This window comes from Paraburkholderia phosphatilytica (assembly GCF_003443895.1).
Classification (GTDB): Bacteria; Pseudomonadota; Gammaproteobacteria; order Burkholderiales; family Burkholderiaceae; genus Paraburkholderia; species Paraburkholderia phosphatilytica.
Window position 1 is genome coordinate 126526 of the sequence record NZ_QQOA01000011.1, and the last position, 22829, is coordinate 149354.

The 22829-nt window shown below is 63.9% G+C and carries 19 protein-coding genes; 13 read left to right on the top strand and 6 right to left on the bottom strand.

All coding sequences use genetic code 11. From position 1 onward, the window contains the following. Positions 1-85: 85 nt before the first annotated feature. Complete coding sequence (locus tag DVS29_RS14280) at positions 86-1591, top strand: NCS1 family nucleobase:cation symporter-1 (RefSeq protein ID WP_118181120.1); 1506 nt, start codon at positions 86-88, stop codon at positions 1589-1591. Positions 1592-1689: 98 nt separating this feature from the next. After that, positions 1690-3153 (top strand): dihydropyrimidinase, encoded by a 1464-nt coding sequence (gene hydA, locus DVS29_RS14285; RefSeq protein WP_118181121.1) that lies wholly within the window; start codon positions 1690-1692, stop codon positions 3151-3153. Between the two features lie 79 nt (positions 3154-3232). Here the strand turns inward: hydA and DVS29_RS14290 are convergent, their stop codons facing one another. Beyond that, positions 3233-4690 carry an NCS1 family nucleobase:cation symporter-1 gene (locus DVS29_RS14290; RefSeq protein WP_118181122.1) on the bottom strand — a complete coding sequence of 486 codons (1458 nt, stop codon included), beginning with the start codon at positions 4688-4690 and terminating at the stop codon, positions 3233-3235. 466 nt (positions 4691-5156) lie between these two features. Between DVS29_RS14290 and DVS29_RS14295 the strand changes: the two genes are divergently transcribed. The 6 genes from DVS29_RS14295 (at position 5157) to DVS29_RS14315 (ending at position 10384) form a co-directional block, all read left to right on the top strand. After that, positions 5157-5843: a c-type cytochrome gene (locus DVS29_RS14295; protein ID WP_118181210.1), complete on the top strand. Its 687-nt coding sequence runs from the start codon at positions 5157-5159 to the stop codon at positions 5841-5843. Positions 5844-5928: 85 nt separating this feature from the next. Beyond that, complete coding sequence (locus DVS29_RS14300; RefSeq protein ID WP_118181211.1) at positions 5929-7179, top strand: c-type cytochrome; 1251 nt, start codon at positions 5929-5931, stop codon at positions 7177-7179. A 7-nt stretch (positions 7180-7186) separates the two neighbouring features. Next, positions 7187-7387 carry a hypothetical protein gene (locus DVS29_RS36870; RefSeq protein WP_124800637.1) on the top strand — a complete coding sequence of 67 codons (201 nt, stop codon included), beginning with the start codon at positions 7187-7189 and terminating at the stop codon, positions 7385-7387. Positions 7388-7396: 9 nt separating this feature from the next. Then, the gene (locus DVS29_RS14305; RefSeq protein WP_118181212.1) at positions 7397-7966 is read left to right on the top strand and encodes a cupredoxin domain-containing protein; all 570 of its coding nucleotides are present in this window, start codon (positions 7397-7399) and stop codon (positions 7964-7966) included. Then, complete coding sequence (locus DVS29_RS14310) at positions 7956-9584, top strand: b(o/a)3-type cytochrome-c oxidase subunit 1 (protein ID WP_118181123.1); 1629 nt, start codon at positions 7956-7958, stop codon at positions 9582-9584. Before DVS29_RS14305 ends, DVS29_RS14310 begins: the two co-directional genes overlap by 11 nt. Continuing rightward, entirely contained in the window at positions 9581-10384 is an 804-nt protein-coding gene (locus tag DVS29_RS14315) for a c-type cytochrome (protein ID WP_118181124.1), read from the top strand. Before DVS29_RS14310 ends, DVS29_RS14315 begins: the two co-directional genes overlap by 4 nt. A 16-nt stretch (positions 10385-10400) precedes the next feature. Here DVS29_RS14315 and DVS29_RS14320 read toward each other — a convergent pair whose 3' ends face one another. Next, positions 10401-12089 carry a long-chain-fatty-acid--CoA ligase gene (locus DVS29_RS14320; protein WP_118181213.1) on the bottom strand — a complete coding sequence of 563 codons (1689 nt, stop codon included), beginning with the start codon at positions 12087-12089 and terminating at the stop codon, positions 10401-10403. 98 nt (positions 12090-12187) lie between these two features. Next, positions 12188-12748 carry a hypothetical protein gene (locus DVS29_RS14325; RefSeq protein ID WP_118181125.1) on the bottom strand — a complete coding sequence of 187 codons (561 nt, stop codon included), beginning with the start codon at positions 12746-12748 and terminating at the stop codon, positions 12188-12190. Between the two features lie 431 nt (positions 12749-13179). On the opposite strand from DVS29_RS14325, the gene DVS29_RS14330 reads away from it, so the two are divergent. Further along, positions 13180-14469: an MFS transporter gene (locus DVS29_RS14330; RefSeq protein ID WP_118181126.1), complete on the top strand. Its 1290-nt coding sequence runs from the start codon at positions 13180-13182 to the stop codon at positions 14467-14469. Between the two features lie 25 nt (positions 14470-14494). Then, positions 14495-16258 (top strand): winged helix-turn-helix domain-containing protein, encoded by a 1764-nt coding sequence (locus DVS29_RS14335; RefSeq protein WP_240655602.1) that lies wholly within the window; start codon positions 14495-14497, stop codon positions 16256-16258. A 162-nt stretch (positions 16259-16420) separates the two neighbouring features. On the opposite strand, the gene DVS29_RS14340 is transcribed toward DVS29_RS14335, so the two are convergent. Beyond that, positions 16421-17287, bottom strand: coding sequence for a DUF6216 family protein (locus DVS29_RS14340; protein ID WP_118181127.1), 867 nt, complete (start codon positions 17285-17287; stop codon positions 16421-16423). Between the two features lie 594 nt (positions 17288-17881). Between DVS29_RS14340 and DVS29_RS14345 the strand changes: the two genes are divergently transcribed. From DVS29_RS14345 to DVS29_RS14355, 3 genes are all read left to right on the top strand, one after another. Then, a complete protein-coding gene (locus DVS29_RS14345) occupies positions 17882-18604 on the top strand; it encodes a DUF6088 family protein (RefSeq protein WP_240655604.1) in 723 nt (240 codons plus the stop codon). Continuing rightward, positions 18601-19656: a nucleotidyl transferase AbiEii/AbiGii toxin family protein gene (locus tag DVS29_RS14350; protein ID WP_118181128.1), complete on the top strand. Its 1056-nt coding sequence runs from the start codon at positions 18601-18603 to the stop codon at positions 19654-19656. Before DVS29_RS14345 ends, DVS29_RS14350 begins: the two co-directional genes overlap by 4 nt. A 175-nt stretch (positions 19657-19831) precedes the next feature. Further along, positions 19832-20260, top strand: a complete 429-nt coding sequence (locus DVS29_RS14355) for a GFA family protein (RefSeq protein ID WP_118181129.1) — start codon at positions 19832-19834, stop codon at positions 20258-20260. A 4-nt stretch (positions 20261-20264) separates the two neighbouring features. Here the strand turns inward: DVS29_RS14355 and DVS29_RS14360 are convergent, their stop codons facing one another. Both DVS29_RS14360 and serC read right to left on the bottom strand, forming a co-directional pair. Then, positions 20265-21614 (bottom strand): ATP-grasp domain-containing protein, encoded by a 1350-nt coding sequence (locus tag DVS29_RS14360; RefSeq protein WP_118181130.1) that lies wholly within the window; start codon positions 21612-21614, stop codon positions 20265-20267. A 17-nt stretch (positions 21615-21631) separates the two neighbouring features. Next, positions 21632-22726: a 3-phosphoserine/phosphohydroxythreonine transaminase gene (gene serC, locus DVS29_RS14365; protein ID WP_118181131.1), complete on the bottom strand. Its 1095-nt coding sequence runs from the start codon at positions 22724-22726 to the stop codon at positions 21632-21634. Between the last annotated feature and the right edge of the window lie 103 nt (positions 22727-22829).

Sequence of the window (22829 nt, forward strand, 5' to 3'; positions counted from 1 at the left end):
AGAAGCCGCCGCGAGTCAACCCACGCTGGAGATGCCGTTGCGATGGCAACGGCGCGCCAGTCTTTCGACGATTGGAGAACCTTCGATGAATCAGTCAGCGGGAATCAGCGAGCCGTCGCTGAACGTGCAGGACAGCACGCTCTATAACGACGATCTCGCGCCGACCGGAACCGCGCAGCGCACGTGGAAGTGGTATCACTTCGCGGCGCTGTGGGTCGGGATGGTGATGAACATCGCGTCTTACATGCTGGCTGCTGGCCTGACCGAGCAGGGCATGTCGCCGTGGCAGGCGGTGCTGACCGTGCTGCTCGGCAACACCATCGTGCTCGTGCCGATGCTGCTGATCGGTCACGCCGGCGCGAAACACGGCATTCCGTACGCGGTGCTGGTGCGCTCGTCGTTCGGCACCCAGGGCGCGAAGCTGCCGGCATTACTGCGCGCGATCGTCGCGTGCGGCTGGTACGGCATCCAGACGTGGCTCGGCGGCAGCGCGATCTATACGCTGCTCAACATCCTGACGGGCAACGCGCTGCAGGGGCAGCCGATTGCGTTCATCGACATCTCGGTTGGCCAGGCTGCGTGTTTTCTCGCGTTCTGGGCGCTGCAGATCTACTTCATCGTCAACGGCACGGATTCGATCCGCTGGCTCGAAAGCTGGTCCGCGCCGATCAAGGTGGTGATGTGCATCGTGCTGGTGTGGTGGGCCACGTCGAAAGCGGGGGGCGTCGGCTCGATGCTCGCCACGCCGTCGCAGTTCGTCGCGGGTGGCAAGAAGGCGGGCCTCTTCTGGGCAACGTTCTGGCCGAGCCTCACCGCGATGGTCGGCTTCTGGGCCACGCTCGCGCTGAACATACCGGACTTCACGCGCTTCGCAAAATCGCAGCGCGACCAGGTGGTGGGGCAGGCCGTCGGGCTGCCGCTGCCGATGGCGCTGCTGTCGATCATCTCAGTCGTGGTCACGTCGGCGACGGTCGTGATCTACGGCAAGGCGATCTGGGATCCGATCGATCTCACGAGCCGCATGACGGGCATAGGTGTAGGCGTCGCGCTCCTGATCCTCACGCTCGACACGATGTGCTGCAACCTCGCGGCGAACCTCGTCGGCCCTGCGTACGATTTTTCGAGCCTGTGGCCGAAGGGCATTTCGTATCGCACCGGCGGCCTGATCACCGCGACGATCGCGATCGTGATGATGCCGTGGAAGATCCTCGCGACGACGCAGGGCTACATCTTCACGTGGCTCGTCGGTTACTCGGCGCTGCTGGGTCCGGTGGCGGGCATCATGATCGTCGATTACTTCCTGATTCGCGGCACGCGGCTCGATCACCGCGAGCTGTTCGACGAGCACGGCGAGTATGCGTATCGGGGCGGTTGGAACATCGCGGCGATTGTCGCGCTCGCAGTCGGCGTGCTGCCGAATCTGCCGGGCTTTCTGAACACCGCATTTCCCGCGGCGTTCCCGAATGTGCCAGATCTGTTCAAGGGCGTCTATACGTACGCGTGGTTCGTCGGTCTCGCGCTGGCGGCGATCGTGTACGGTGTGTGGATGTCGATGAGCCGCAGCACCAGCGCGCGGGTGATGAACGCATGACGTAGTGGTGGCTTCAAGCCGGTGCGTTCCCTGCACGAAGCGGAATGCGGGATGCGAGGGCACGCACCGTTCGAATTTCGATCGAAGGAGACAGCAACATGGCAATCCTGATTCGTGGCGGTACGGTGGTGGACGCGAATCGCACCTACCGCGCCGACGTGCTCTGTCACGGCAACGACGCGGGCGGCACGATCGCGGCGATCGGCGAAGCGCTCGATGCGCCCGCTGGCGCAACGGTCGTCGATGCGGGTGGTCAGTACGTGATGCCCGGCGGTATCGATCCGCACACGCACATGGAATTGCCGTTCATGGGCACGAGAGCGAGCGACGATTTCTTCACGGGCACCGCGGCGGGTCTCGCGGGCGGCACGACGAGCATCATCGACTTCGTGATTCCGTCGCCGAAGCAGCCGTTGATGGGCGCATTTCGCGAGTGGCGCGGCTGGGCCGAGAAAGCGGCATCGGACTACGGCTTTCATGTGGCGGTGACGTGGTGGGATCAGTCGGTGCACGACGACATGGGCACGCTCGTGCACGAGCATGGCGTGTCGAGCTTCAAGCACTTCATGGCGTACAAGAACGCGATCATGGCCGACGACGAGATTCTCGTGAAGAGCTTCGCGCGATCGCTCGAACTCGGCGCGCTGCCCACCGTGCACGCGGAAAACGGCGAACTCGTGTTCCAGCTGCAGAAGGAGATGCTCGCGCGCGGCTTCACCGGACCCGAAGCGCATCCGCTGTCGCGGCCGCCGCAGGTGGAAGCCGAAGCCGCGAACCGCGCGATCCGCATCGCGCAGGTGCTGGGCGTGCCGGTGTACATCGTGCACGTGTCGGCGAAGGAGGCGCTCGATGCGATCGTGCGCGGACGCAGCGAGGGGCATCGCGTGTTCGGCGAAGTGCTGGCGGGGCACCTCGTGATCGACGAATCGGTGTATCGCGATCCGGACTGGACGCGTGCCGCCGCGCACGTGATGAGCCCGCCGTTTCGCACGCAGGAGCATCGCGACGCGCTGTGGAATGGCCTGCAGGCGGGGCAGCTGCACACCACCGCGACCGATCATTGCGTGTTCTGCGCGTCGCAGAAGGCGATGGGACGCGACGACTTCACGCGCATCCCGAACGGCTGCGGCGGCGTCGAGGATCGCATGGCGATCCTGTGGCACCACGGCGTCAATGCGGGCCGGCTGACGCCGAACGAGTTCGTCAGGGTCACGTCGACGAACGCCGCGCAGATCTTCAACCTGTATCCGCGCAAGGGTGCGGTCGAAGTAGGCGCGGACGCGGATATCGTCGTGTGGGATCCGCAGGCGAGCCGCACGATCTCGGTGAAGACGCATCATCAGAATGTCGACTTTAACGTGTTCGAAGGCATGACGGTGCAGGGCGTCGCGACGCATACGCTCGCGCGCGGCGAACTGGCGTGGGCGAACGGGGATCTGCGCGCGCAGCGCGGCGCGGGCCGCTATCTGAAGCGTCCGCCCAACGCGGCGTATTTCGATGCGGTGAGAGTGGCGAACCACCGGCGCGAGGCGAAGCCGGTGGAGCGGAAGGCGGAGGTGTGATGGGAAGCGGCGATGAGTGAAAGAAAAACCCGGCCACGCGCCGGGTTTTTTCTGCCTGTCACGCCAGCGGGAAAAGCGCTCAAACGCCTCTCGCCGTCACCACCGTTCTCGGCCTTAGCGACGCCATGATCAGATACATACCGCCACCGATCAGTACGCCGAAGAACCACCCGTAGGTCCCCCACCAGGCCGGCAGCAGGCTGGTCAGATTCGGCAGGAAGGTCGAAAATACCGCACCCACCGCCGCGGAAACGAGCGCATTGATGTTCCAGCCGCCTTCGTAGCGGTATTCGCCGTGTTCGTCGTACAGCGCCGCGACGTTGATGTTCCCTTTGGCAACGAGATAGTAATCGACGAGGATGATGCCGAGCAGCGGCCCCATTGTCGCGCCGATCGCGTTGACGAAGTGTGCGGCGTTACCTTCCCACGGCGCGAACGGGTAGAGCACCAGCGCGATCAGCGCGGCGATATAGCCGCCGCGCTTGAAACTGATCTGGTGCGGAAACGTGTTCGAAATGTCGAACGCGGCCGATACGAAATTCGCCACCACGTTGATACCGAGCGTCGCCACCGCGAAGGTCAGCGCGGCGATCAACGCCAAAACCCAGCTGTCGAACTTCGCCGAGATCTGGTCCGGGTGCAGCAGCACTTCACCATACACGCGGAACGCGGCGATGGTCGTCACGCCCGCCACCAGCGAGAACGCGATCAGGTTGACGGGCAGGCCCCATAGATTGCCCTTCTTCACCGCATCGCGATTTTTGGCGTAACGCGAGAAGTCGCAGAAATTCAGGTAGAGCGCCGCGAAGTAGGTGATCCACGTCGCGCCCACGGCCATCAGCGCCCAGAACGTGCCGGGCTCGCCGGCGACGCCCGCGTCTTTCGTCTTGTCGAGCAGCACGTCCATCGGAATGCCGCTCGAGAACGAGAAGCCGCCCGCCTTCACGCACAGACCGATCGCGAGGATCAGCATCGCCACCCACACGGCGGGCCCGGCCCAGTCCTGGAACTTGCGCACGGTCTCCATGCCCTTCTGGATGATCAGCAGTTGCAGCGCCCAGATCACCACATAGCAGATCACCTCGAGCGCGGAATGGCCGAGCAGCTGGGTGCCCTTGTGAAATGCCATCAGGCTGTCGTTGCGGGTGAGGAGCGCGACCATCGCGCCCGAGGCCGCGGCAGTCTGCGCGCCGTACCAGAAGCAGGCCACCACGGCGCGCACCAGTGCTGCGAGGTTGGCGCCCCACACGCCGAACGATGCGCGCGCGAGTACCGGATAGGGCACGCCGGTCTTCTCGCCGGCGTAGCCGATCAGATTCATCAGCGCGAAGATCACGAGCGAACTGATGCCGATCGCAAGCAGGAAGTTGATGAAGCTGCCGCACAGCAGGAACAGGCTGGCGGCGAGGTAGTAGCCCCACAGGCTGTGCACGTCCGAGGTCCAGACGTTGAAGATGCTGAAGCTGCCCCAGTTGCGTTCCTTCGCGGGCGCGAGATCTTCGTTGTAGAGGCCGGGGGAGGAATTGCGGACTTCCATCTGTCATCTCCTTTGTGCTCGTGGACCAAGGAAACACCGCTGGACACTCCTCGATGGAGATGCCTGCGCGTCTGAAGCCTGTCGATATGAACGATGTGGCGCGCAACGACCGCGGCAGACGGGTTAACCCGCATCGGGACGGTTACCTTCCGGGATCGATGGCCGCACGCCCATTGCAATTCACGTGGCAATCCTACGAAGCCATTTTTCAGGAGTAAAGAAATACAGCGCGAATACAGTGCGACGCGTCAAACGCGTGGCCCGTTATCCGGCCTCGGGGCAAAACTTTTCGCGCGTCGCTGCAAAGTTGCTATAACAGACGATGCAGGAGGACATGCAGTGACCGGACCGGCCGTCCGGCAGCCGGTTTCGCATCAAGCATGCGTTCGTCACACAAGCGGACAAACATGTCCGTAACGAGTCGTTCATCCGAGGGGTCACGGTGGCCAGCCGCGCAATCCGTTTGATGATCGCAGCCTGCCTGCTTCCCTGCGTGCCTGCATGGAGCGCCGGGCCGGCAGTCGAAGCCGCGCCCGATACGATGCAGGCGCGTGTGCTTGGCTGTGCCGCGTGCCACGGCGCGCACGGCGAAGGCACGGACAACGACTACTTCCCGCGTCTCGCCGGCAAACCGGCCGGCTATCTGTTCAACCAGCTGATCGCGTTTCGCGATGGACGGCGGCAATACCCGCCGATGAACTACCTGCTTGCGTATCTGCCGGACGCGTATCTGAAGCAGATCGCCGACTACTTCGCGGAACAGCGGCCGCCTTTTCCCGCATCCGCCGCGCCGTCCGTGGATGCATCGACGGTGGCGCTTGGCAAGTCGCTCGCAACGCGCGGCGAGGCTTCGCGTGGCGTGCCGGCGTGCATCGCCTGCCATGGCGCATCGCTGACGGGCCTCGCGCCCGCGATCCCGGGGCTGCTCGGCCTGCATGCGAACTACATCAGCGCGCAGCTCGGCGCGTTCCGCTACGGCACGCGGCATGCAGCGTCCCCCGACTGCATGCATGACATCGCGACGCGTCTGTCGGACCGCGACATCACAGCGGTCGCCGCGTGGCTCGCGTCGCTGCCACCACCTTCAGACGTTGCGCCGGCTGCCGCCGGTTCGCTGAAGCTGCCGCTCGCATGCGGCAGCGAGCCCAACTGAAGGAGGTGGCGAGATGCGCATCCTTCATCAGTTCACGTATCAGCCAGGCGATCAGTCCAGGTGGGTTGCAGCAGCAACGTGCGCGATGGCGGCTGCCGTCGTCGCGCTGTTCATTCAGACGCCTCCCGCAAACGCGCAGGGCGCCGCGCCGAAACCGTCGAGCGATGCGCCGCTGGTTTCGCGCGGCGAATACCTCGCGCGCGCCGGCGACTGCGTGGCCTGTCATACCGTGCCCGGCGACAGGCTGTTCGGCGGCGGCCGTCCGATGGTGACGCCGTTCGGCACGCTGTACACGCCGAACATCTCGTCGGACCCCGACACCGGTATCGGCAGATGGACCGCCGACGAGTTCTACACGATGTTGCACGACGGCAAGTCGCGCGACGGTTCGCTGCTCTATCCGGCCATGCCATTCGCGTCGTACACGAAGGTCACGCGTGCGGATTCGGACGCGATCTACGCGTACCTGCAATCGGTGCCACCGGTGCACCGGCCGAGCCGCGCGCACGAGCTGCGCTTCCCGTTCAACCAGCGTCAGCTGCTGCTCGGCTGGCGCACGCTGTTTTTCCGCGCGGGCGAGTACCAGCCCGATCCGTCGCAATCGGCAGAATGGAATCGCGGCGCGTATCTGGTGGAGGGACTCGGTCACTGCACGATGTGTCACACCGCGATCAATGCGCTCGGCGGCAATTCGCGTTCGAAGCAGTTTCAGGGCGGCCTGATTCCGCTGCAGGACTGGTACGCGCCGTCGCTGACGTCGAACCGTGAAGCTGGTCTCGGCGACTGGAGCATCCAGGACATCGTCGGTCTGCTGCAGGCGGGCGTATCGAATCGTGGCGCGGTGTACGGGCCGATGGCGGAGGTCGTGTACGACAGCTTCCAGTATCTGAGCGACGACGACGTGCGAGCGGTGGCCGTCTATCTGAAGGCGCTGCCCGCGCATTCGGGCGAGGTGGACACCACGCCGCCGACTACCGCCGTCACCGAGGAAAAGAATCGTCTGTTTCCGCTCGGCAGGAAGATCTACGACGCGCAGTGCGCGCTCTGTCACGCCGATCAGGGGCAGGGCAAGCCGCCTAACTTTCCGCCGCTCGCGAACAACCAGTCGATCCAGATGACGTCGTCGGTGAACCCGATCCGCATGGTGCTGAACGGCGGCTATGCGCCCGGCACGATGAAGAATCCGACACCGTACGGCATGCCGCCGTTCGCGCAGTCGCTGTCCGACGAGGAGGTCGCCGCAGTGGTCACGTATATCCGCACTGCGTGGGGCAATCACGGTTCGCCGGTCACGGTGAAGGAAGTCAACATGCTCCGCACGGCACCACTTTTCTGAGGCTGCGATGCTCAATTCTCCCGTTCCAGACGATAGCGAAACCGGACCCGACGGACGGCGGCGGTCGGAAGCCGAGCGGGTGGACGGCATCGTGCGGCGCGGGCCGAGCGGCGCGATCGCGGTGGCGGGCATCGCGACGCTGATCGTGGTCGGCCTCTGGTACGCGTTCTACTTTTTTGTGTTCCTGCCTCGCGGCACCATCCACTAAAGCAACGCCATGTCGAACCCGACTGCACCCGATCCGCACGAGTCCGCCGCAGTTGCCGAGCGCATCGAACGCCGCTGGGCGATCCTCGTCTGCGCGCTGGTTGCGTCGACGGTCGCGATGGTGATCTACACCGGCGTGCACTGGTCGATGATGCCGCCGTCGCGCGTCGAGACGATCCGTCCGGAAACGCTGCACGTGCAGGGCGAATTCATCGAGAGCAACCTGGGCAGCGCGGTGGAGCCGGACGGCACGGTCACGGTGCGCGTGATTGCGCAGCAGTACTCGTTCACACCGCAGTGCCTGCTGGTGCCGGCGGACACGCCGATCACGTTTCGCGCAACGAGCGCCGACGTCGTGCACGGCTTTCTCGTGACCGACACCAATATCAATTCGATGGTGGAGCCCGGCTACATCTCGACGTTCAAGACCACGTTTTCCGCGCCCGCGGACCACCTGATGCCGTGCCACGAGTATTGCGGCACCGGGCACCAGGGCATGTGGGCGCATGTGAAGGTGATCGACAGGGCCGACTTCCTGCAGATGGCGGCCCATTCGCGGAGATTGAGCTGTGTTAAATAACAGGCGCCTCGTTCTCGCGCATTTCTGGCTCGCGTTCGGTGTATTCGGCATCGCGCTGCTGCTCGGCGCGTGGCAGATGTACATTCGCAGTCCGCTGCATCCGTGGATCGGCGACCCCGAGCTCTACTACCGCTCGGTGACCGAGCACGGCACCGTGATGGGCTACGTGTTCCCCACGCTGATCGCGATGGGCTTCGGCTATGCGGTGAGCGAGCTGTCGTTGAAGCGGCCGCTCGCCGGCGCGCGCTGGGCGTGGCTCGGTTTCACGCTTGTTGCGCTGGGCGCGGTGACGGCGAGCGTGACGATCGCGCTGGGGCTCGCATCGGTGCTCTACACGTTCTATCCGCCGATGGTCGGCAACGCGTTCTACTACATCGGCGTCGTGCTGGTGGTGGTGGGCTCGTGGATCTGGGTCGCGCTGATGTCGGTGAATCTCGCCGTGTGGAAGCGCGCGAATCCCGGCCGCGCGGTGCCGCTGCCGATGTTCGCGACTGTGGCAGGCGCGTACCTGTGGGGCTGGACCGCGGTGGGCGCCGCGATCGAGGTGCTGTTCCAGATCCTGCCGGTCGCGCTCGGTCTGCGCACCACCATCGACGCGGGCCTCGCGCGCGTGTTCTTCTCGTGGACGCTGCACGCGATCGTCTATTTCTGGCTGATGCCCGCGTACATCGCGTACTACACGATCGTGCCGCGCGCGATCGGCGGACGTCTGTACAGCGACTCGATGGCGCGCATCTCGTTCATCCTGTTCCTGGTGGTCGCGATGCCGATCGGCATTCACCATCTGTTCGCGGACCCGCAGGTGGGCGCGGGCTTCAAGTTCCTGCACTCGGTGTTCACGGCGCTCGTCGCGGTGCCGACGCTGCTCACCGTGTTCACGATCTGCGCGTCGGTGGAGATAGCGGCGCGGCTGCGCGGCGGCAAGGGGACGTTCGGCTGGCTGCGTGCGCTGCCATGGGACAACCCGCAGATGCTCGCGCTGGCGCTCTCGTTCGTGATGCTCGGCTTCGGCGGCGCGGGCGGGCTCATCAACATGAGCTACCAGCTCGATTCGACGATCCATAACACGCAGTGGGTGACGGGCCATTTCCATCTGATCTACGCGGGCGCGATCGTGATCATGTACTTCGCGATCGCGTACGACCTGTGGCCGCAGCTCACGGGCCGCACGATGCTGAACTGGAAGCTGATGCGCGTGCAGCTGTGGCTTTGGTTCATCGGCATGATCGTGCTGACGTTCCCGTGGCACTGGGTTGGCATTCTCGGCATGCCGCGGCGCATGGCCTACTACGACTATTCGAACCCGGCGATCGCGCCGCAGGCGATCTGGGTGACGATGTCCGCGATCGGCGGCTTCATCCTTGTGGTGTCGGCAATCGTGTTCTTCGTCGTGCTGATCCAGGGGCATCGCAGCGCGCGGGCGGTGGCCGGGGAATATCGCTTCAGTACCGCCGTGCATGAAGCGACCACCGTGCCGGTCGCGCTCAATGGCTTCGCGTTGTGGCTCTCGCTGATGGTCGCGCTGACGATCGTCAACTACGGTTACCCGGTCGCGCAACTGATGGCGCGCGGTGGCGATACGTCGGTGCCGGCCGTTTCGATCGGGGCGTCGCGATGAGTGACGAGCGCCTGTTCTCCCTGCGCAATCCGTGGTTTCGCGCGAGCGTCGGCACGACGGTGGCCGTGTTCGTCGCGAGCGTCGTCGTCGGCTTCGTGTGGCTGCCTTCGGTGCATCGCGATGCGCCGTTCCAGGGCGTCTGGAACGCGATCTGCAGCGCGGCGGGCGTGCCGCGCGACTGGTCCGACGGCACCGCGCCGGTCAAGCCAAGCGAGCAGCTGAGCACGGTGCAGGTCACGCCGCAGCTGCTGTCCACTGCGAGCAGGCTGTCGATCGGCCGCGGCGCGACGCTCGCGTTGCGTTGCACGATGTGTCATGGCGCGCGCGGCGTGAGCGGCGCGAACACGCCGAATCTCGCGGGCCAGTATGCGATCGTGATCTACAAGCAGTTGCAGGATTTCCAGAGCGGCGCGCGCGCGAACCCGGTGATGTCGCCGATGGTGGCTGGCCTCTCCGATCAGGACATGCGCGATATCTCCGAGTACTACGAATTCCTGCCGCGGCCTGCACGGCCGCGCGATCCGGCCAACCCGACCGCGCCGGACATCGTCAGGCTCGGGTCGCCATTGCGCAATATTCCTTCGTGCGGCGCATGCCATGGCGAGATCGGCTACAAGGCGGGCGCGCCGTGGCTCGGTGGCCTGCCGGCCGCGTACACAGCGATGCAGCTACAGGCATTCGCGGCGGGTGCGCGGCATAACGACATCTCGGAGCAGATGCGCAACATCGCGCGATCGATGACGAGCGAAGAGATACAACAGGCCGCGGACTGGTATCACGGCACGGCGGCGAAGCCGTGACGCTCGGCGCGCCGCGTTAGTTCGCCAGCGTGGCAGCCCGGTTCTCCTGTTCCTGCAACACGCGCCACTGCACTTTCCCGCTCGCGGTTCTCGGCAACGCGGACACGAATTCGACGATCTGCGGCACCTTGTACGCTGCCATATGCCCGTGCGCCCATTCGACGATCTGCGCGGCCGATGCATCGGCACCTGCGCGCAGCACGACGAACGCTTTCACGGTTTCGCCCTTGCGTGCATCGCGCGCGGCGACGACACACGCTTCCTGAATTGCGGGATGCTCGAACAGCGACGTTTCGACTTCCGCGGGCGACACCTTGTAGCCGGCTACGTTGATCATCCGCTTCAGGCGGTCGACGAAAAAGAAGTACCCGTCCTCGTCGATATAGCCGAGATCGCCGGTGCGCAGATAGCGCCTGCCGTCGACTTCGACGAAGGCGTCGCGCGTCGCATCGAGTTTGCCCCAGTAGCCCTTGAACACCTGTGGCCCGCTGATCAGGATCTCGCCGGTTGTGCGCGGGCCGAGCACCGTGAGCGTGACCGGATCGACGACGACTGATTCTGTGTCCTGTATCGGGATGCCGAGACATTGGCGCTTGCAGCGATCGGGCGGGTTGATGTGCGTCGCAGAGATGGTTTCCGAGAGCCCGTAGCCCTCCATGTAGGGCACGCCGAGGCGTGCTTCGATGCGCTGCGCCAACGTCTTCGGCATCGCCGCGCCGCCGCCCGCCAGCCGTTTGACCGAACTCAGGTCGTAACGCTCGAGGTCCGGCTGGCTCATGAAGTCGATCATCATCGTCGAGATCGCGATCCAGAAGCTGACGCGGTAGCGTTCGATCAACAGCGCGGCACAGCGGCTGTCCCAGCGCGTCATCACGACGAGCGGCGAGCCGAGCGCGATGCCCGCGTTCATGCATTGCTGCATGCCGGTGACGTGAAAGAGCGGCATCGCGCACAGGATCACGGCATCATCCGACAGCCGGCACCATTGCACGGACGCCGCGACGACGTGCGTCGCGCTGCGATGCGTGTGCATGCAGCCCTTGGGCGCGGCTGTCGTGCCGGACGTGTAGGGGATCACCGCGAGATCGTCGGGCGTCGCGCAACAGGGCGCCGGCTGCTCCGCGGCTGCGATGGCGGCACGCCAGTGCATGGCTCTGGGTGCGATCGCCGCGTCGCACTCCGTGAGCACGTCGAGTGTGGGCGCGGCGTCAGTCAACACCGGCGGCAGCGGCAAGCCGGTGTGATCGCCGAGATAGTCCGCATAGCGCGCGACGATCGCGTGATGGATCGCGTTGCCGAGCAGCGGCCGCGCCTGTTCGTAAAGCTCGTCGCCCACCAGCGCGACCCGTGCGCCGCAATCCTCCACGATGTGACGCAGCTCGGCCGTCATGTTCATCGGGTTGACCGGCACCACCACGGCTTCGGCGCGCAGGATCGCGTAGTAGCCGATCACGTATTGCGGGCTGTTCTGCATGTACAGCGCGACGCGATCGCCGTGTCCCACACCGCATCGGCGCTGCAGATAGCCGGCCAGCGACCCGACTTCCCGATGCAACTGCGCGTAGCTCAACGCGCCGCCGTAAAAGTGGATCGCGGTCCTGTCGGGGTGTCGGCTGGCAGCGGCCGCGAGATTGTCATACAGCGTGGGCTGTGGGGACGGCACGTGTTGCGCGAGGCCTTCGGGCCAGTATGGAGATGCGGTCATGATGTCCTCCTGTGCATCGCTCGGGTTGCCGTCGAAAAGCGCTTTCGGAGCGGCAACCGCGATGGCCGTAAGTCGCGCAGCCGGGTACTGCTTCAGCGTCACGGATGCGGCCCGTAGTTCGCGACCTTCCTGCCGGACAGCGCAACCTGCACGCCTTCCTGGCAGCTCGACCCGCACGTCGTACCGTCGACTGTGGGGCCCGCGAACGGTACGGTCTCCGACGTAATGATCGCGTCGACGTGCGTGCCGTCCGAGCTGATCACCATCACCAGACCGAGGACGATGCCGGCGCCCGAGCCGGTATAGCTGATCGTCATCGTGCCTGTGCAGTCCGAATTCACGGTGTAGGTGCCGGTCTGGTTCGGATTGAACATCGTCTGGCCGCCTTTTGGCAGGCCGGCGATCATTCCGAAGTCCGTGCGCGCGAAGCTGTTGACGCCGTCGAAATTCAGGATCGCGACATCGTTCAGCAACTGCGGGGTGGTGAACGCATGCACGGTGCCGCCGGAGATGATGCCCATCACCTGGCCGTGCGCCTCGAATGCATAGCTGCCTCTTAGCGTCGCGGCCGAACAGGCGGGCGGCGACGCATACGCTGAAGTGCAGACAACGGAAGCCAGAACCGCGAATGCCGACAGAATGCCTGGGTAACGTTTCATCTTAGTCTCCTTGGATGGACATGAACGATGGCCGAGCCATGCTGGACGCTATCGGAAAGCTTTCATGCGTCGTCCGCACGCATGCGGGTTCATGTTCGACTGACGCAAGGCCCGGCACCATCGAGGCAACCTGAAGAAACCATGAATGAACTGGAGAGGCCGGCGCACGCTTAAGCGCCGACGTCTGACGAATAGCGCGGCCAGGCTTTGCGCGCGCGGTTCGTTAAGTGTTTAGGTTGACGACCGATGGGTTGTGCCCCAGACCTGGGCAAACCAAAGTCATTAGTGGAACGTAGGAAGGTTTTCTTCAACTCGCACTTTCAAACGAGTGACCAACGACTAACATGAAGAAGTCCGCCCGCGCATGTCGGGCGAGACACGGCGCCGACGAGCGCCATTGCTGCACGCGACGACGAAGAACGAGGTGTGGCATGTCCGAGGGATCCTGCCTGGTACCACGTGAGGTAGCAGTCACGCGGCCACGCTGGACGATTTTGATCGTCAGCGCGGGCGGCGCGCTTGAAACTTTCGATTTCGTCATCTACGGATTCTTCGCGCAGGATATCGGCCGCGCGTTTTTCCCCGTGACGAGTCACGCGTCGGCCATGGCGCTCTCCTTTGCGGTCTTTGCGATCGGGCATCTGTCGAGGCCGCTCGGCGGGATGCTGTTCGGTCATCTCGGCGACCGGCACGGACGCCGCGGCGTATTCGCGGCGTCCGCGATGATCGCGGCCGTCGCCACGCTCGCGATCGGCTTACTGCCGGATTACGCCAGCTGGGGCGTCGCGGCGCCCGCGCTGTTGCTTGCGTTGCGATTGATCCAGGGCGTGTGCGTCGGCGGCGAGATTTCGGGCTCGGTCGTCTACGCGGTGGAAAGCACGCGCAGGCATCGCGGCCTGCTGTGCGGCGGTGTTTTCTTCGCGGTCAACGTCGCGCTGCTGTTCGCCGCATCCATCAATCTTTATGTGCAGAGCGTGCTGGGCGCCGAGCAGATCGCGACCTACGGCTGGCGCGCGGGTTTTCTGATCGGCGGCGCGATCGGTCTTGCGAGCTTCATACTGCGCCGCAGACTCTCGGAGACCCAAGCCTTCGCGCAGTCCGTGCACACACGTCCCCGCAAACCGCTTGCCGAAGTGTTTCACCATCATCTGAAATCGCTCGTCGTCGCGATCGCGGCAACGACGGTGGTGGGCGCGGCGAACGGCCTGTTCGTCGCGTATGCGCCCGCGTTTCTGCGCTCGCTCGGCTATCCACGCGTGCAGATTGCAACGGCGCAGATCGTCTACGTGATAGTGATTGCGTTTTGCATGCTAGGCACGGCCGCGCTTAGCGACGAGGTGCCGCGGCGCTATGTGTTTCGCACGGGAACGGTGCTGTCCGCGTTGTTCGCGCCATGGTTCTTCATCACCGTGACGGGGACGCACTCGAATCTCTTCGCGGCGTTCGCGTTGGCCGCGGTCGTGACGTCATTCGCGAATGGCACATACGCTTGTGTGATGGCGGAACTGTTCCCGATCGAAGTGCGCTATGCGGGCGTCGGCATCGCGCTGAACGTGAGTCTCGCGGCGACGATGGGCGGCGCGCCGCTGTTCGCCACGTTGCTGGTGTCGGCCACGCACTGGGCTCCCGCGCCGGCGCTCGTGCAGATCTCGTGTGCCGCGATCGCGTTCGCCGCGTCGTTTGCGATGCTGCCGCACCGCGACGGGCATGCGGCCCGATGAGCAATGAATACGATGGAGCGTGCCCGTGAATCTGCGTGGTCCTGTCCGGATTGCGGAGGCGGTGCTGGACGTCGAGCGTTATGAACTGCTGCGCGACGGCGAGCGCGTGCCGCTCGAACGCCTGCCGATGGAACTGCTGATCCTGATGGCTTCGCGCAGCGGCCAGCTGGTCACGCGCGCGGACATCGTGAAGACGCTGTGGGGCGGTAGCCCGTTTCGCGATACCGATACGAGCATCAACACGGCGATCCGCAAGATTCGCGTCGCGGTGGGCGAGGACCCGGAACATCCGCGCAATCTGCTGACGGTGAAGGGCAAAGGGTATCGCCTCGAGGTCGTGCAGATCGCGGTGCCGGACCTGCCGCCGATCGCGCCGCCACCACCGGTGCGCGTGCTGGTGCTGCCGTTTCGCGACCGCTCCGAGAGCGCCGATCTGCAGGGCCTGTGCGATGCGCTCGCGGACGAGACGTCGGCGAATCTGGGCGCGTTGAATCCGGATAAGGTGTCGATGATCGCGAGGACGACCGCGGCGCGCTATCGCGACACGCCGAGAAGCATCGCGGAGATCGCGCAGGAGCTCGGTCTCGACTACGTGATCGAAGGGGCGGTGAGTTGCAGCGAGGGCCGCGTGCGCGTGCTGGCGCAGCTGGTGCGCTGCATCGATCAGGCGCAGATCTGGGCCGGTGCGCGCGAAGCGGCGGCGCACGGCGTGCTGGATATCCAGCGCGATCTCGGCATGTCGCTCGCGACGGAACTGTCGCCTTCGCTCTCCGAGCAGCAGGACCGCATGCTCGCGCGCCGCCTGCCGATCGATCCTTCCGCGCACGACGCGTTTCTGCGCGGCCGCTATTACTGGACGCGGCGCGTGCATTTCGACGCCGGGTTCGCCGCGCACCATGCGCTGAGCGTCGAAGATTTCATTCGCGCTCGCGGCTATTTCGAAACCGCGATCGAGCGGGACCCGACCTATGCGCTCGGATACGTGGGACTGTCGAACGTGTATGGCGCGACAGCCGCGCACGGTTGCTATCCGTCGTCTCAAGGCTATCCGCGAGCGCGCGAAACCGCGCTGCGCGCGCTGGAGCTCGACGACGGTCTGCCAGAAGCGCACCAGGCGCTGGCCGGCGTGTACTACTTCTACGACTGGGACTGGCGCAGGGCGGAAGAAGAGTTTCTCGAAGCGTTGCGTCTGAATCCGAATCACGCGGAAACGAGCCGTCTCTATGCGCGTCTGCTGCTGGTACAGGGCCGCGAGGCCGAGGGGCGCGCGCAGTTCGAACGCGCGGAGCGCGCGGATCCGCTTGCTTTCGAGGGCTCGCGAGTGTTCGGTCTCGTGCAGGCCGGCCATTACGAGGAGGTCGCGCACAGCAGTCTCGTGGCTGGAAACGGCGAACGTTCGCCGCTTGTGTACCAGCTGCTCGCTACGGCATTCGAAGTGCAGGGCCATCATGAGGATGCGGTGGAGGCCACTGCGGAAGCGTTGACCCGCTGCGGCGAGTTCACGCGGGCCGAATCGATCCGCACGATCTTCCGGCAGAGCGGATACGACGCGGTACTGCAGTGGTACCTGCACGATCTCGTTGCGCGCGGACGCCGGGGGTATACGTCGCCGTTGCTGTTCGCCGAAATCTACGCGCGGCTCAGGAACGCGGACGAGATGTATCGCTGGCTCGACATCGCGCTCGCGGAGCGCTCGCCGCGCATGTGTGAGCTTCGCACCAACCCGTGGTTCCAGCGCTATCGCTCCACGCATCGCTTCCGCGAGATCGAGAAGCGTGTCGGGTATTGAGCGGGAGCAGGGGTTTTCAGGAGTTACCATTTTCAATCAATGGCTTGAGACGGCCGGTAAACAACGCGCACTTGATCCGTAGCCATTCAGCAGATTCTGTCCGAAAAAAGTATACAAATTTCGGACAAGCTGCGAGTATCCACGTTACGGACGGCGGCGAGATTACGCTGACTCTCTTCTGTCGTTCGAAGGCGCGGGTTTCTTCCTGGGCCGGCGAGGATTCGCCTGAGACGGCGTGGCTGGCGACAGTCTTTGTGCGAGCTCTCTCGCCCGCATGCCGTAACACAGGGTGAAGCCGGTTTTGATTCCGGCAAGAAAGAGGAAAACTGAAATCGCGGCGAGACTCCACCGCTGATACCGCAATCCGTCATTTACGGTGGTCTGGAGGTCTCCGCCGGGAATGCCCTGACAGATCGCGCTCGTTTCTCCGTCGGTCAGGCCGGTGATCGATCTGCCGGGAAGCGTGTGTCGGGCGCAGGATTGGGCGTCAATCCTCCACGGTTGACCCAATACACCTTCGACGCTCTTGCCGTCGCTCCACATCCATGTTTTTGACACACGCATGCGGATCATCGTGGTTCTGGAGTTGGTCGCCTTGTCCTGAACCACCGTGAAGCCGGCAAACATGATCGCAGCTACGACGAGGCGCGCGATGAGACGGAGCCTGCTCGGGGCGTTGAGCGGATGGTGCCTGGACGGGTCTATCCATCGGCGCGCACGTTTGACATCGGCGGGCGTGAATTGATGGCGTGCCATCCAGGACAGCAGGCGGTGCAGATCCGCAACCGACCGGGCCTGCACACCATACACGACGCGGAAGCGTGTCAGGTCGAGTTGATGGTTGGAAAAGGATTTCAGCTTTTCATCATTAAAGTCCTTGTCGCCGGCGAAAGCATTCCATATTTTTTCCCGAATGATCTGTGGAGAATTCAGACGGAAGATGGCGTAGCCGGTGAATCCGGTCAAACCAATAATGGAAAGAAAAAACGTGACCAGCGGGGTGATTGCTGCTACCCAGATTGCATTCATGGTGTCTTTGGTGATATCGAACGTGAGAGACGGAATACGTGAATTGTGAACGGAATGCCGGATGTGAATTGAGCGTTGTGAGAATGAGCCATGAATGCGATGCGGTACAAGGGTTATGCGGTCCGGATTAAGTTCGATGGTCGGGATAGCGTTGTCATTGGCAGTACATTTCAGCGGGAGATTACCCGCTTGACCTTCTCCTTGAGCCGGGTGAGCGTCGGGTCTGCCAATTCTTCAGCGAGCACGCGGCGCATCATGCGACAAGACGTTGCGCGGCGGTCACTTCGCTGCGGGAGCCTGCGGGCTGCCGGCGCAGTGCGGGCCGTAGACACTTCATGAACCTCTGCGAGAAGCCCCTGTCGTGGATGTCCGGCCCTCCATGGCACGCCGGTGATTTGTCCCTGTCTCTCGGTTATGTCAATGACAGGGTCACGGGACGGCCGGCGCGGCAGGGACGTCGTGCGCTTACTGTCACACGATCCGTAGCTATTCAGCGGGTACTGTCTGGAAAAAGTGTACAAATTTCGGACAGATTGTGCGTGTGGGTTGACCTTCGTCCGAAAAAAATATACAAATATCGGACAAGGTGTGATTATGAATGACTTGAAAACCCAGATTGTTAGCTACACAGAGGCATCTGAGCCAGGCCGTGTGTGGGTGCCGGCCGATTTTTCCCATCTTGGCAGCCGCGACGCCGTGGATAAGGTGTTGCAGCGCCTCGTTGTCGCTGGCCGGCTGCGCCGGATCGACCGTGGGTTATACGATCGACCCAAAATTAACAGCCTTACCAGGAAAGCCACAGCTCCGGACTACCGGGCGGTCATCGATGCAATTGCACGTCGAGACCAATTGCGTCTTATGGTCGACGGCATGACTGCTGCAAACGATCTCGGTTTGACGGACGCAGTACCGGCTATGGTCACAATCCATACGGATTCGCGTCGCCGATCCATCCAACTCGATAACCTCACCGTCCACTTCAAGCTAACCGCACCGAGTCGCCTGTATTGGGCTGGCCGCCCGGCGATGCGGGTGGTGCAGGCGCTGTACTGGTTGAAAGATATGTTGCCGTCGGACAACCCTCGAGTTCTCAAACGGTTGACCGCGCTTCTGGCTGACCCTGCACAAGGAGACGCCATTCGCCAAGACCTGCTCATTGGCTTTAGCAAGTTACCGGCATGGATGCAGGAACTCATTCGGAAACTTCCCGGCTGCGATCCATTGATAGGCGGACCGCTGGCGGACGAAAAAGGCATGCATCAGCAGGAAGCCATAGCCGGGAAGCGTAGGTCTACGAGCAACAAGGTGCGGCCATGAATCAGAATTTCGACAAGATTATTCAAGCTGAGAACGACGAGCGGCGCGATCTCTTTTTGACAGCGGCCGCCCGAATGGGGACGGCAGTCCAGAACGTCGAAAAGGATTTCTGGGTGTGCTGGACCCTGGACGCGCTGTTTAACGGCTTGCCGAAGGACGGCCCTCGTCTGCTGTTCAAGGGCGGCACGTCGCTGTCGAAAGCGTTCGGACTCATTTCGCGTTTCTCCGAGGACATTGATATCACGGTGTTCCGGGAAGACATCGGCGAGCCGGCGGAAGTGGAGGACCTGGACGCCCTGAGCGGCAAAAAGCGCCGAGCCAGATTGGAGCGCATTCGTGATGCTTGTCAGCACTACATAGCTGAAGAGATGGCTGTGCGTTTCCGAGAAATCGCTGAAACGACGATTCCCGCAGATCAATTCCGCGTTGAGTTCGATGCTGATGACCCTGACCGGCAGACGCTGCTGTTCTGGTACCCCGTCGTGACCGCCGATCCAAAGGACTACATCCGTTCGGCCGTAAAGATAGAAGCAGGCGCCAAGTCGGCGTTGGATCCACACGAAGTGGCCACAGTCAAACCTTACATCGCGGACGATCTGCCCGATCTGGACCTTGCCGTACGGAATGTCACAACGGTCAAGCCTGAACGCACGTTCTGGGACAAGATCATCATCTTGCACGGCCTGCGACAATGGCACGACCGAAGAGGCGAGTTACGGCACGGCGGGCAGCGCGTTTCCCGACACTACTACGATATCTACCAGTTGCTGAAACACCCAGACTCGGCTGCGTGGCAGGCAAATCATTGCCTCGCGAAGGACTGCGCGCAGCACGCCAGACTTTTCTTTGGCAGCGCGGATCTCGGCCTTGACGCAGCCACTCGCGGCAATTTCACATTGGCGCGTTCCGATGGCATGCACGACGCGCTGGTCCGAGATTACGCAGCGATGGGTGGCATGATTTTCAGGGAGTTGCCTCCGATTGATGATGTCCTGAAAGCAATCGCGACATTGGAGGGGAATTTGAACACGCTCGAGCCGGACTCTGCGTAAGCCGGATGCGAGGGGCAGGCGGGTTTAATTTTTTGTCACTCGCCCCGAAGCTTCCAGGCGACGCCGCCGGTGGTCTGCGCGTGAAGGTCGATTCGCGTGCATTGGCGTAAGCTCGCATATGCCGCGCGGCGCCGATCCTGCGGCTCGCGCGGCATTCCATCGGGAGGAGCTGAGGATGACATCGACCGGCACTGGATCGAATCCGCATTCCGACGTTGTTCAGGAGGGCGGCTGTGCGTGCGGCGCGGTGCGCTTTCGCGTGAGCGCACCGCCGAAGCGCGTCGGCATGTGCCACTGCATGACGTGCAGACGCGTGTCGGGCGCACCGTTCGCCCTGTTCGTGATCTTTCACGGCAAGGACGTGACCGTCCAGGGTCGAACGGAAGCGTGGCGCAGTTCGGAAACCGGGCGACGGCACTTCTGTCCTGTGTGTGGTTCGGTCGCGTTTCTCGACGGGCTCGATACGGACGAGGTCGAACTGCCGCTCGGTGCGTTCGATCGCACCGGCATCTACGAGCCGCAATACGAACTGTGGGTGAAGCGGCGCGAGCCGTGGCTGCCGCACGGAGTGCGCCCCGAATACGAGGGCGACCGGCCCGTGTGAATCGTCACGCCTGGCGAGCCTGCGTGCGTTCCGCCTGCAACTGCTCGAACGCCGCGACGATACGCTGCGCGAATGCGTTCTTGTGCGCGATCGGGCTGTTGGCTGGTTCGCCGTGGATCAGCATCGTTGCGTTCGCCTCGAACACCAGCACGCGGCCGTCGGGCAGCAGCGTGTAGTCGATGCCGCCGTAGTCGAGATCGAGCCGTGCACCGATTGCTGCCAACGCATTCGCCACGCGTGCGCCAAGCGCCGCTCCGGTGTCTTCGAGAAAGCGCCGCTCCTCGTCGATTTTCCACTGCACATCCATGCCGGCGGACACGTAATGCACCATCCAGTGCGGCCCGATCGCGAGATGGTACGGGTACGGCTTGCGATCGACGAAGATCGTGCGGTACTTGCGAAAGTGCCGGTCGTCGCTCTGAAAATCGATGAACGCGGTCAGATAGCAGTGGCCGTTCAGCGCTTCCACGGTGTGCCAGAGCGATTCGCGCGTCGTGTGTAGCGTCAGCCCTTCGCCGCCATGCGACGCGAGCGGGCGTGTTAGCACCGGCAGTGCGATGCCGGCTTCCGCGAGCGCGGCATCGAGCGCGTCCGCGGAAGCGGGCAACTGCGTGAGCAGCAGGCACGGCGCGACGGCGACGTCGTCGAGGCCCGCGAGCAGCTCGGGCAGCTGATGCCGCCGCGTGCGCGCGATGCGGTCCGGGCGGTTCAGCACGGGGCGTCCGCATTGCGCGGCGAAGCGCTCGAGGCGCGGCCTCAACACGTGCGCGACGTCGGGCTCGCCGATCGCGTTGAACACGATATCGAACGGCGGCAGGCGGCGGTCTTCCGCTTCGTCTGCGCAGTCGATCGCGTATTTGATGCGGTAGGTCGCGCCGAGCGGCAGCAGCATGTCGAACGGCGTGTTGCCGGTCGCGCGGCCCGCGCACAGAACCAGCACGCGGCGCGGCGCATGCTCGGCGGGCTCGACGTACACACGCTGCAACGTGTAGGCGCGCGTGCGATGCACCTGCGCGTCTTCATTGCGGCCCAGTGCATCGAGCACGGCCGCGAGGTTCTGATGCACGATCGCGAGGTTGGGGTCGACGCCCAGCGCGTGCTGGTACCAGCGCAGCGCGTCGGCAGGGCGGCCGCGCAGGTAGAGCACGGTCGCGAGGTTGTAAAGCGGAATCGCGAGCGAGCAGTTCGCGCCGGCCGCGATGTCGTCGAAGGTTTCGACGGCGACGCGAAACGCGAGCAGGCCGATCTCGTCGTTCGCGGCGCGCAGCGCATCGACCATTCGGCGATGCAGCGCGACGTCGAGCGGATGCGCGTCGAGTTCGCGGTCGATCTCGGCAAGCGTGTCGATGGTCATGCGATCGGCCCCTGGCGTCACAGATGCGCGGCGCCGAATTGCCGCAGCGCGTTGCAGAGCGTATCGACCGCCGTTTCGGTGACGGCGTTGTAGAGCGACGCGCGCAGCCCGCCGATCGAGCGATGCCCGTCGAGCCCGACGATGCCGAGCTCGTGCGCGTGTTCGACGAACGCTTCGTCGAGCCGCACGTCGCCAAACGTGAACGACACGTTCATCTGCGAGCGCCACTGCGGGGCCGCGTGAATGCGCACCGCGCCGCCAAATGCATCGAGCGTGTCATAGAGATGCTTCGATTTGCGCGCGTTGATCTGCTCGATCGCCCCGAGTCCGCCGATGTCGTTCAGCAGCCAGCGGGTAATCAGCGTCAGCACGTAGATCGCGAACACGGGTGGCGTGTTGTAGTTCGACGCGTGCGCGACGTGGGTGCGAAAGTCGAGAATTGCGGGCAGATGGTCCGGAATCCGTTCGAGCAGCTCGCGGTCGATCACGGCAACCGTGACGCCGGCGGGACCGAGGTTCTTCTGCGCGTGCGCGTAGATCATCGAGTACAGGCCCGCATCGAACGGCTTCGACAGAAAATCCGACGACATGTCCGCGATCAGCGGCACCGCGAACGGTTCGTCGCACACCGGAAACTGCAGGCCTTCGACAGTTTCGTTCGATACGTAGTGCAGATATGCGGCCGTCTCCGCGACTTCGAGCGCGTACAGGTCGGGCAGCTGCCGGTAGTGACCGGCGCGGCCGTCCCACAGCACGTCGCGTGGCGTTACGCGCGCGGCTTCGGTCGTCGCGCGGTTGCTCCAGTAGCCGGACGTCACGTAAGCCGGCGGCCCTTGCGGCGCAGCGGCGAAGTTCATCGGGATCATCGCGAACTGCAGGCTGCTGCCGCCTTGCAGGAACGTGACGGCGTAGTCGCCGGCGACACCGAGCAGGCGCCGCAGATTCTGTTCGGCTTCGTCGAGGATCGCGCGGAACCAGTCCGAGCGATGGCTCATGCCGAGCACCGAGACGCCCGTTTCCGGCAGCGCGACGATCGCATCCTGCGCCTGCATCAACACCGTGGCGGGCAGCGCGCCGGGGCCGCCGGAAAAATTCAGTGCGTTGGGCGTCATGGGCTTTCGGTCGATCGAAAACGCCGATGATACGCGCTGGCGCTGGCTGGCGCGTTTTCGGTGACAGACCCGGGCACGCATCCTGCTGACGGCGTCGCACTTC

Coding starts and splice junctions, on each gene's coding strand:
- DVS29_RS14280 (WP_118181120.1), top strand. CDS start 86: ATGAATCAGTCAGCGGGAATCAGCGAGCCGTCGCTGAACGTGCAGGAC.
- hydA (WP_118181121.1), top strand. CDS start 1,690: ATGGCAATCCTGATTCGTGGCGGTACGGTGGTGGACGCGAATCGCACC.
- DVS29_RS14290 (WP_118181122.1), bottom strand. CDS start 4,690: ATGGAAGTCCGCAATTCCTCCCCCGGCCTCTACAACGAAGATCTCGCG.
- DVS29_RS14295 (WP_118181210.1), top strand. CDS start 5,157: ATGATCGCAGCCTGCCTGCTTCCCTGCGTGCCTGCATGGAGCGCCGGG.
- DVS29_RS14300 (WP_118181211.1), top strand. CDS start 5,929: ATGGCGGCTGCCGTCGTCGCGCTGTTCATTCAGACGCCTCCCGCAAAC.
- DVS29_RS36870 (WP_124800637.1), top strand. CDS start 7,187: ATGCTCAATTCTCCCGTTCCAGACGATAGCGAAACCGGACCCGACGGA.
- DVS29_RS14305 (WP_118181212.1), top strand. CDS start 7,397: ATGTCGAACCCGACTGCACCCGATCCGCACGAGTCCGCCGCAGTTGCC.
- DVS29_RS14315 (WP_118181124.1), top strand. CDS start 9,581: ATGAGTGACGAGCGCCTGTTCTCCCTGCGCAATCCGTGGTTTCGCGCG.
- DVS29_RS14320 (WP_118181213.1), bottom strand. CDS start 12,089: ATGACCGCATCTCCATACTGGCCCGAAGGCCTCGCGCAACACGTGCCG.
- DVS29_RS14325 (WP_118181125.1), bottom strand. CDS start 12,748: ATGAAACGTTACCCAGGCATTCTGTCGGCATTCGCGGTTCTGGCTTCC.
- DVS29_RS14330 (WP_118181126.1), top strand. CDS start 13,180: ATGTCCGAGGGATCCTGCCTGGTACCACGTGAGGTAGCAGTCACGCGG.
- DVS29_RS14340 (WP_118181127.1), bottom strand. CDS start 17,287: ATGAATGCAATCTGGGTAGCAGCAATCACCCCGCTGGTCACGTTTTTT.
- DVS29_RS14345 (WP_240655604.1), top strand. CDS start 17,882: ATGAATGACTTGAAAACCCAGATTGTTAGCTACACAGAGGCATCTGAG.
- DVS29_RS14350 (WP_118181128.1), top strand. CDS start 18,601: ATGAATCAGAATTTCGACAAGATTATTCAAGCTGAGAACGACGAGCGG.
- DVS29_RS14355 (WP_118181129.1), top strand. CDS start 19,832: ATGACATCGACCGGCACTGGATCGAATCCGCATTCCGACGTTGTTCAG.
- DVS29_RS14360 (WP_118181130.1), bottom strand. CDS start 21,614: ATGACCATCGACACGCTTGCCGAGATCGACCGCGAACTCGACGCGCAT.
- serC (WP_118181131.1), bottom strand. CDS start 22,726: ATGACGCCCAACGCACTGAATTTTTCCGGCGGCCCCGGCGCGCTGCCC.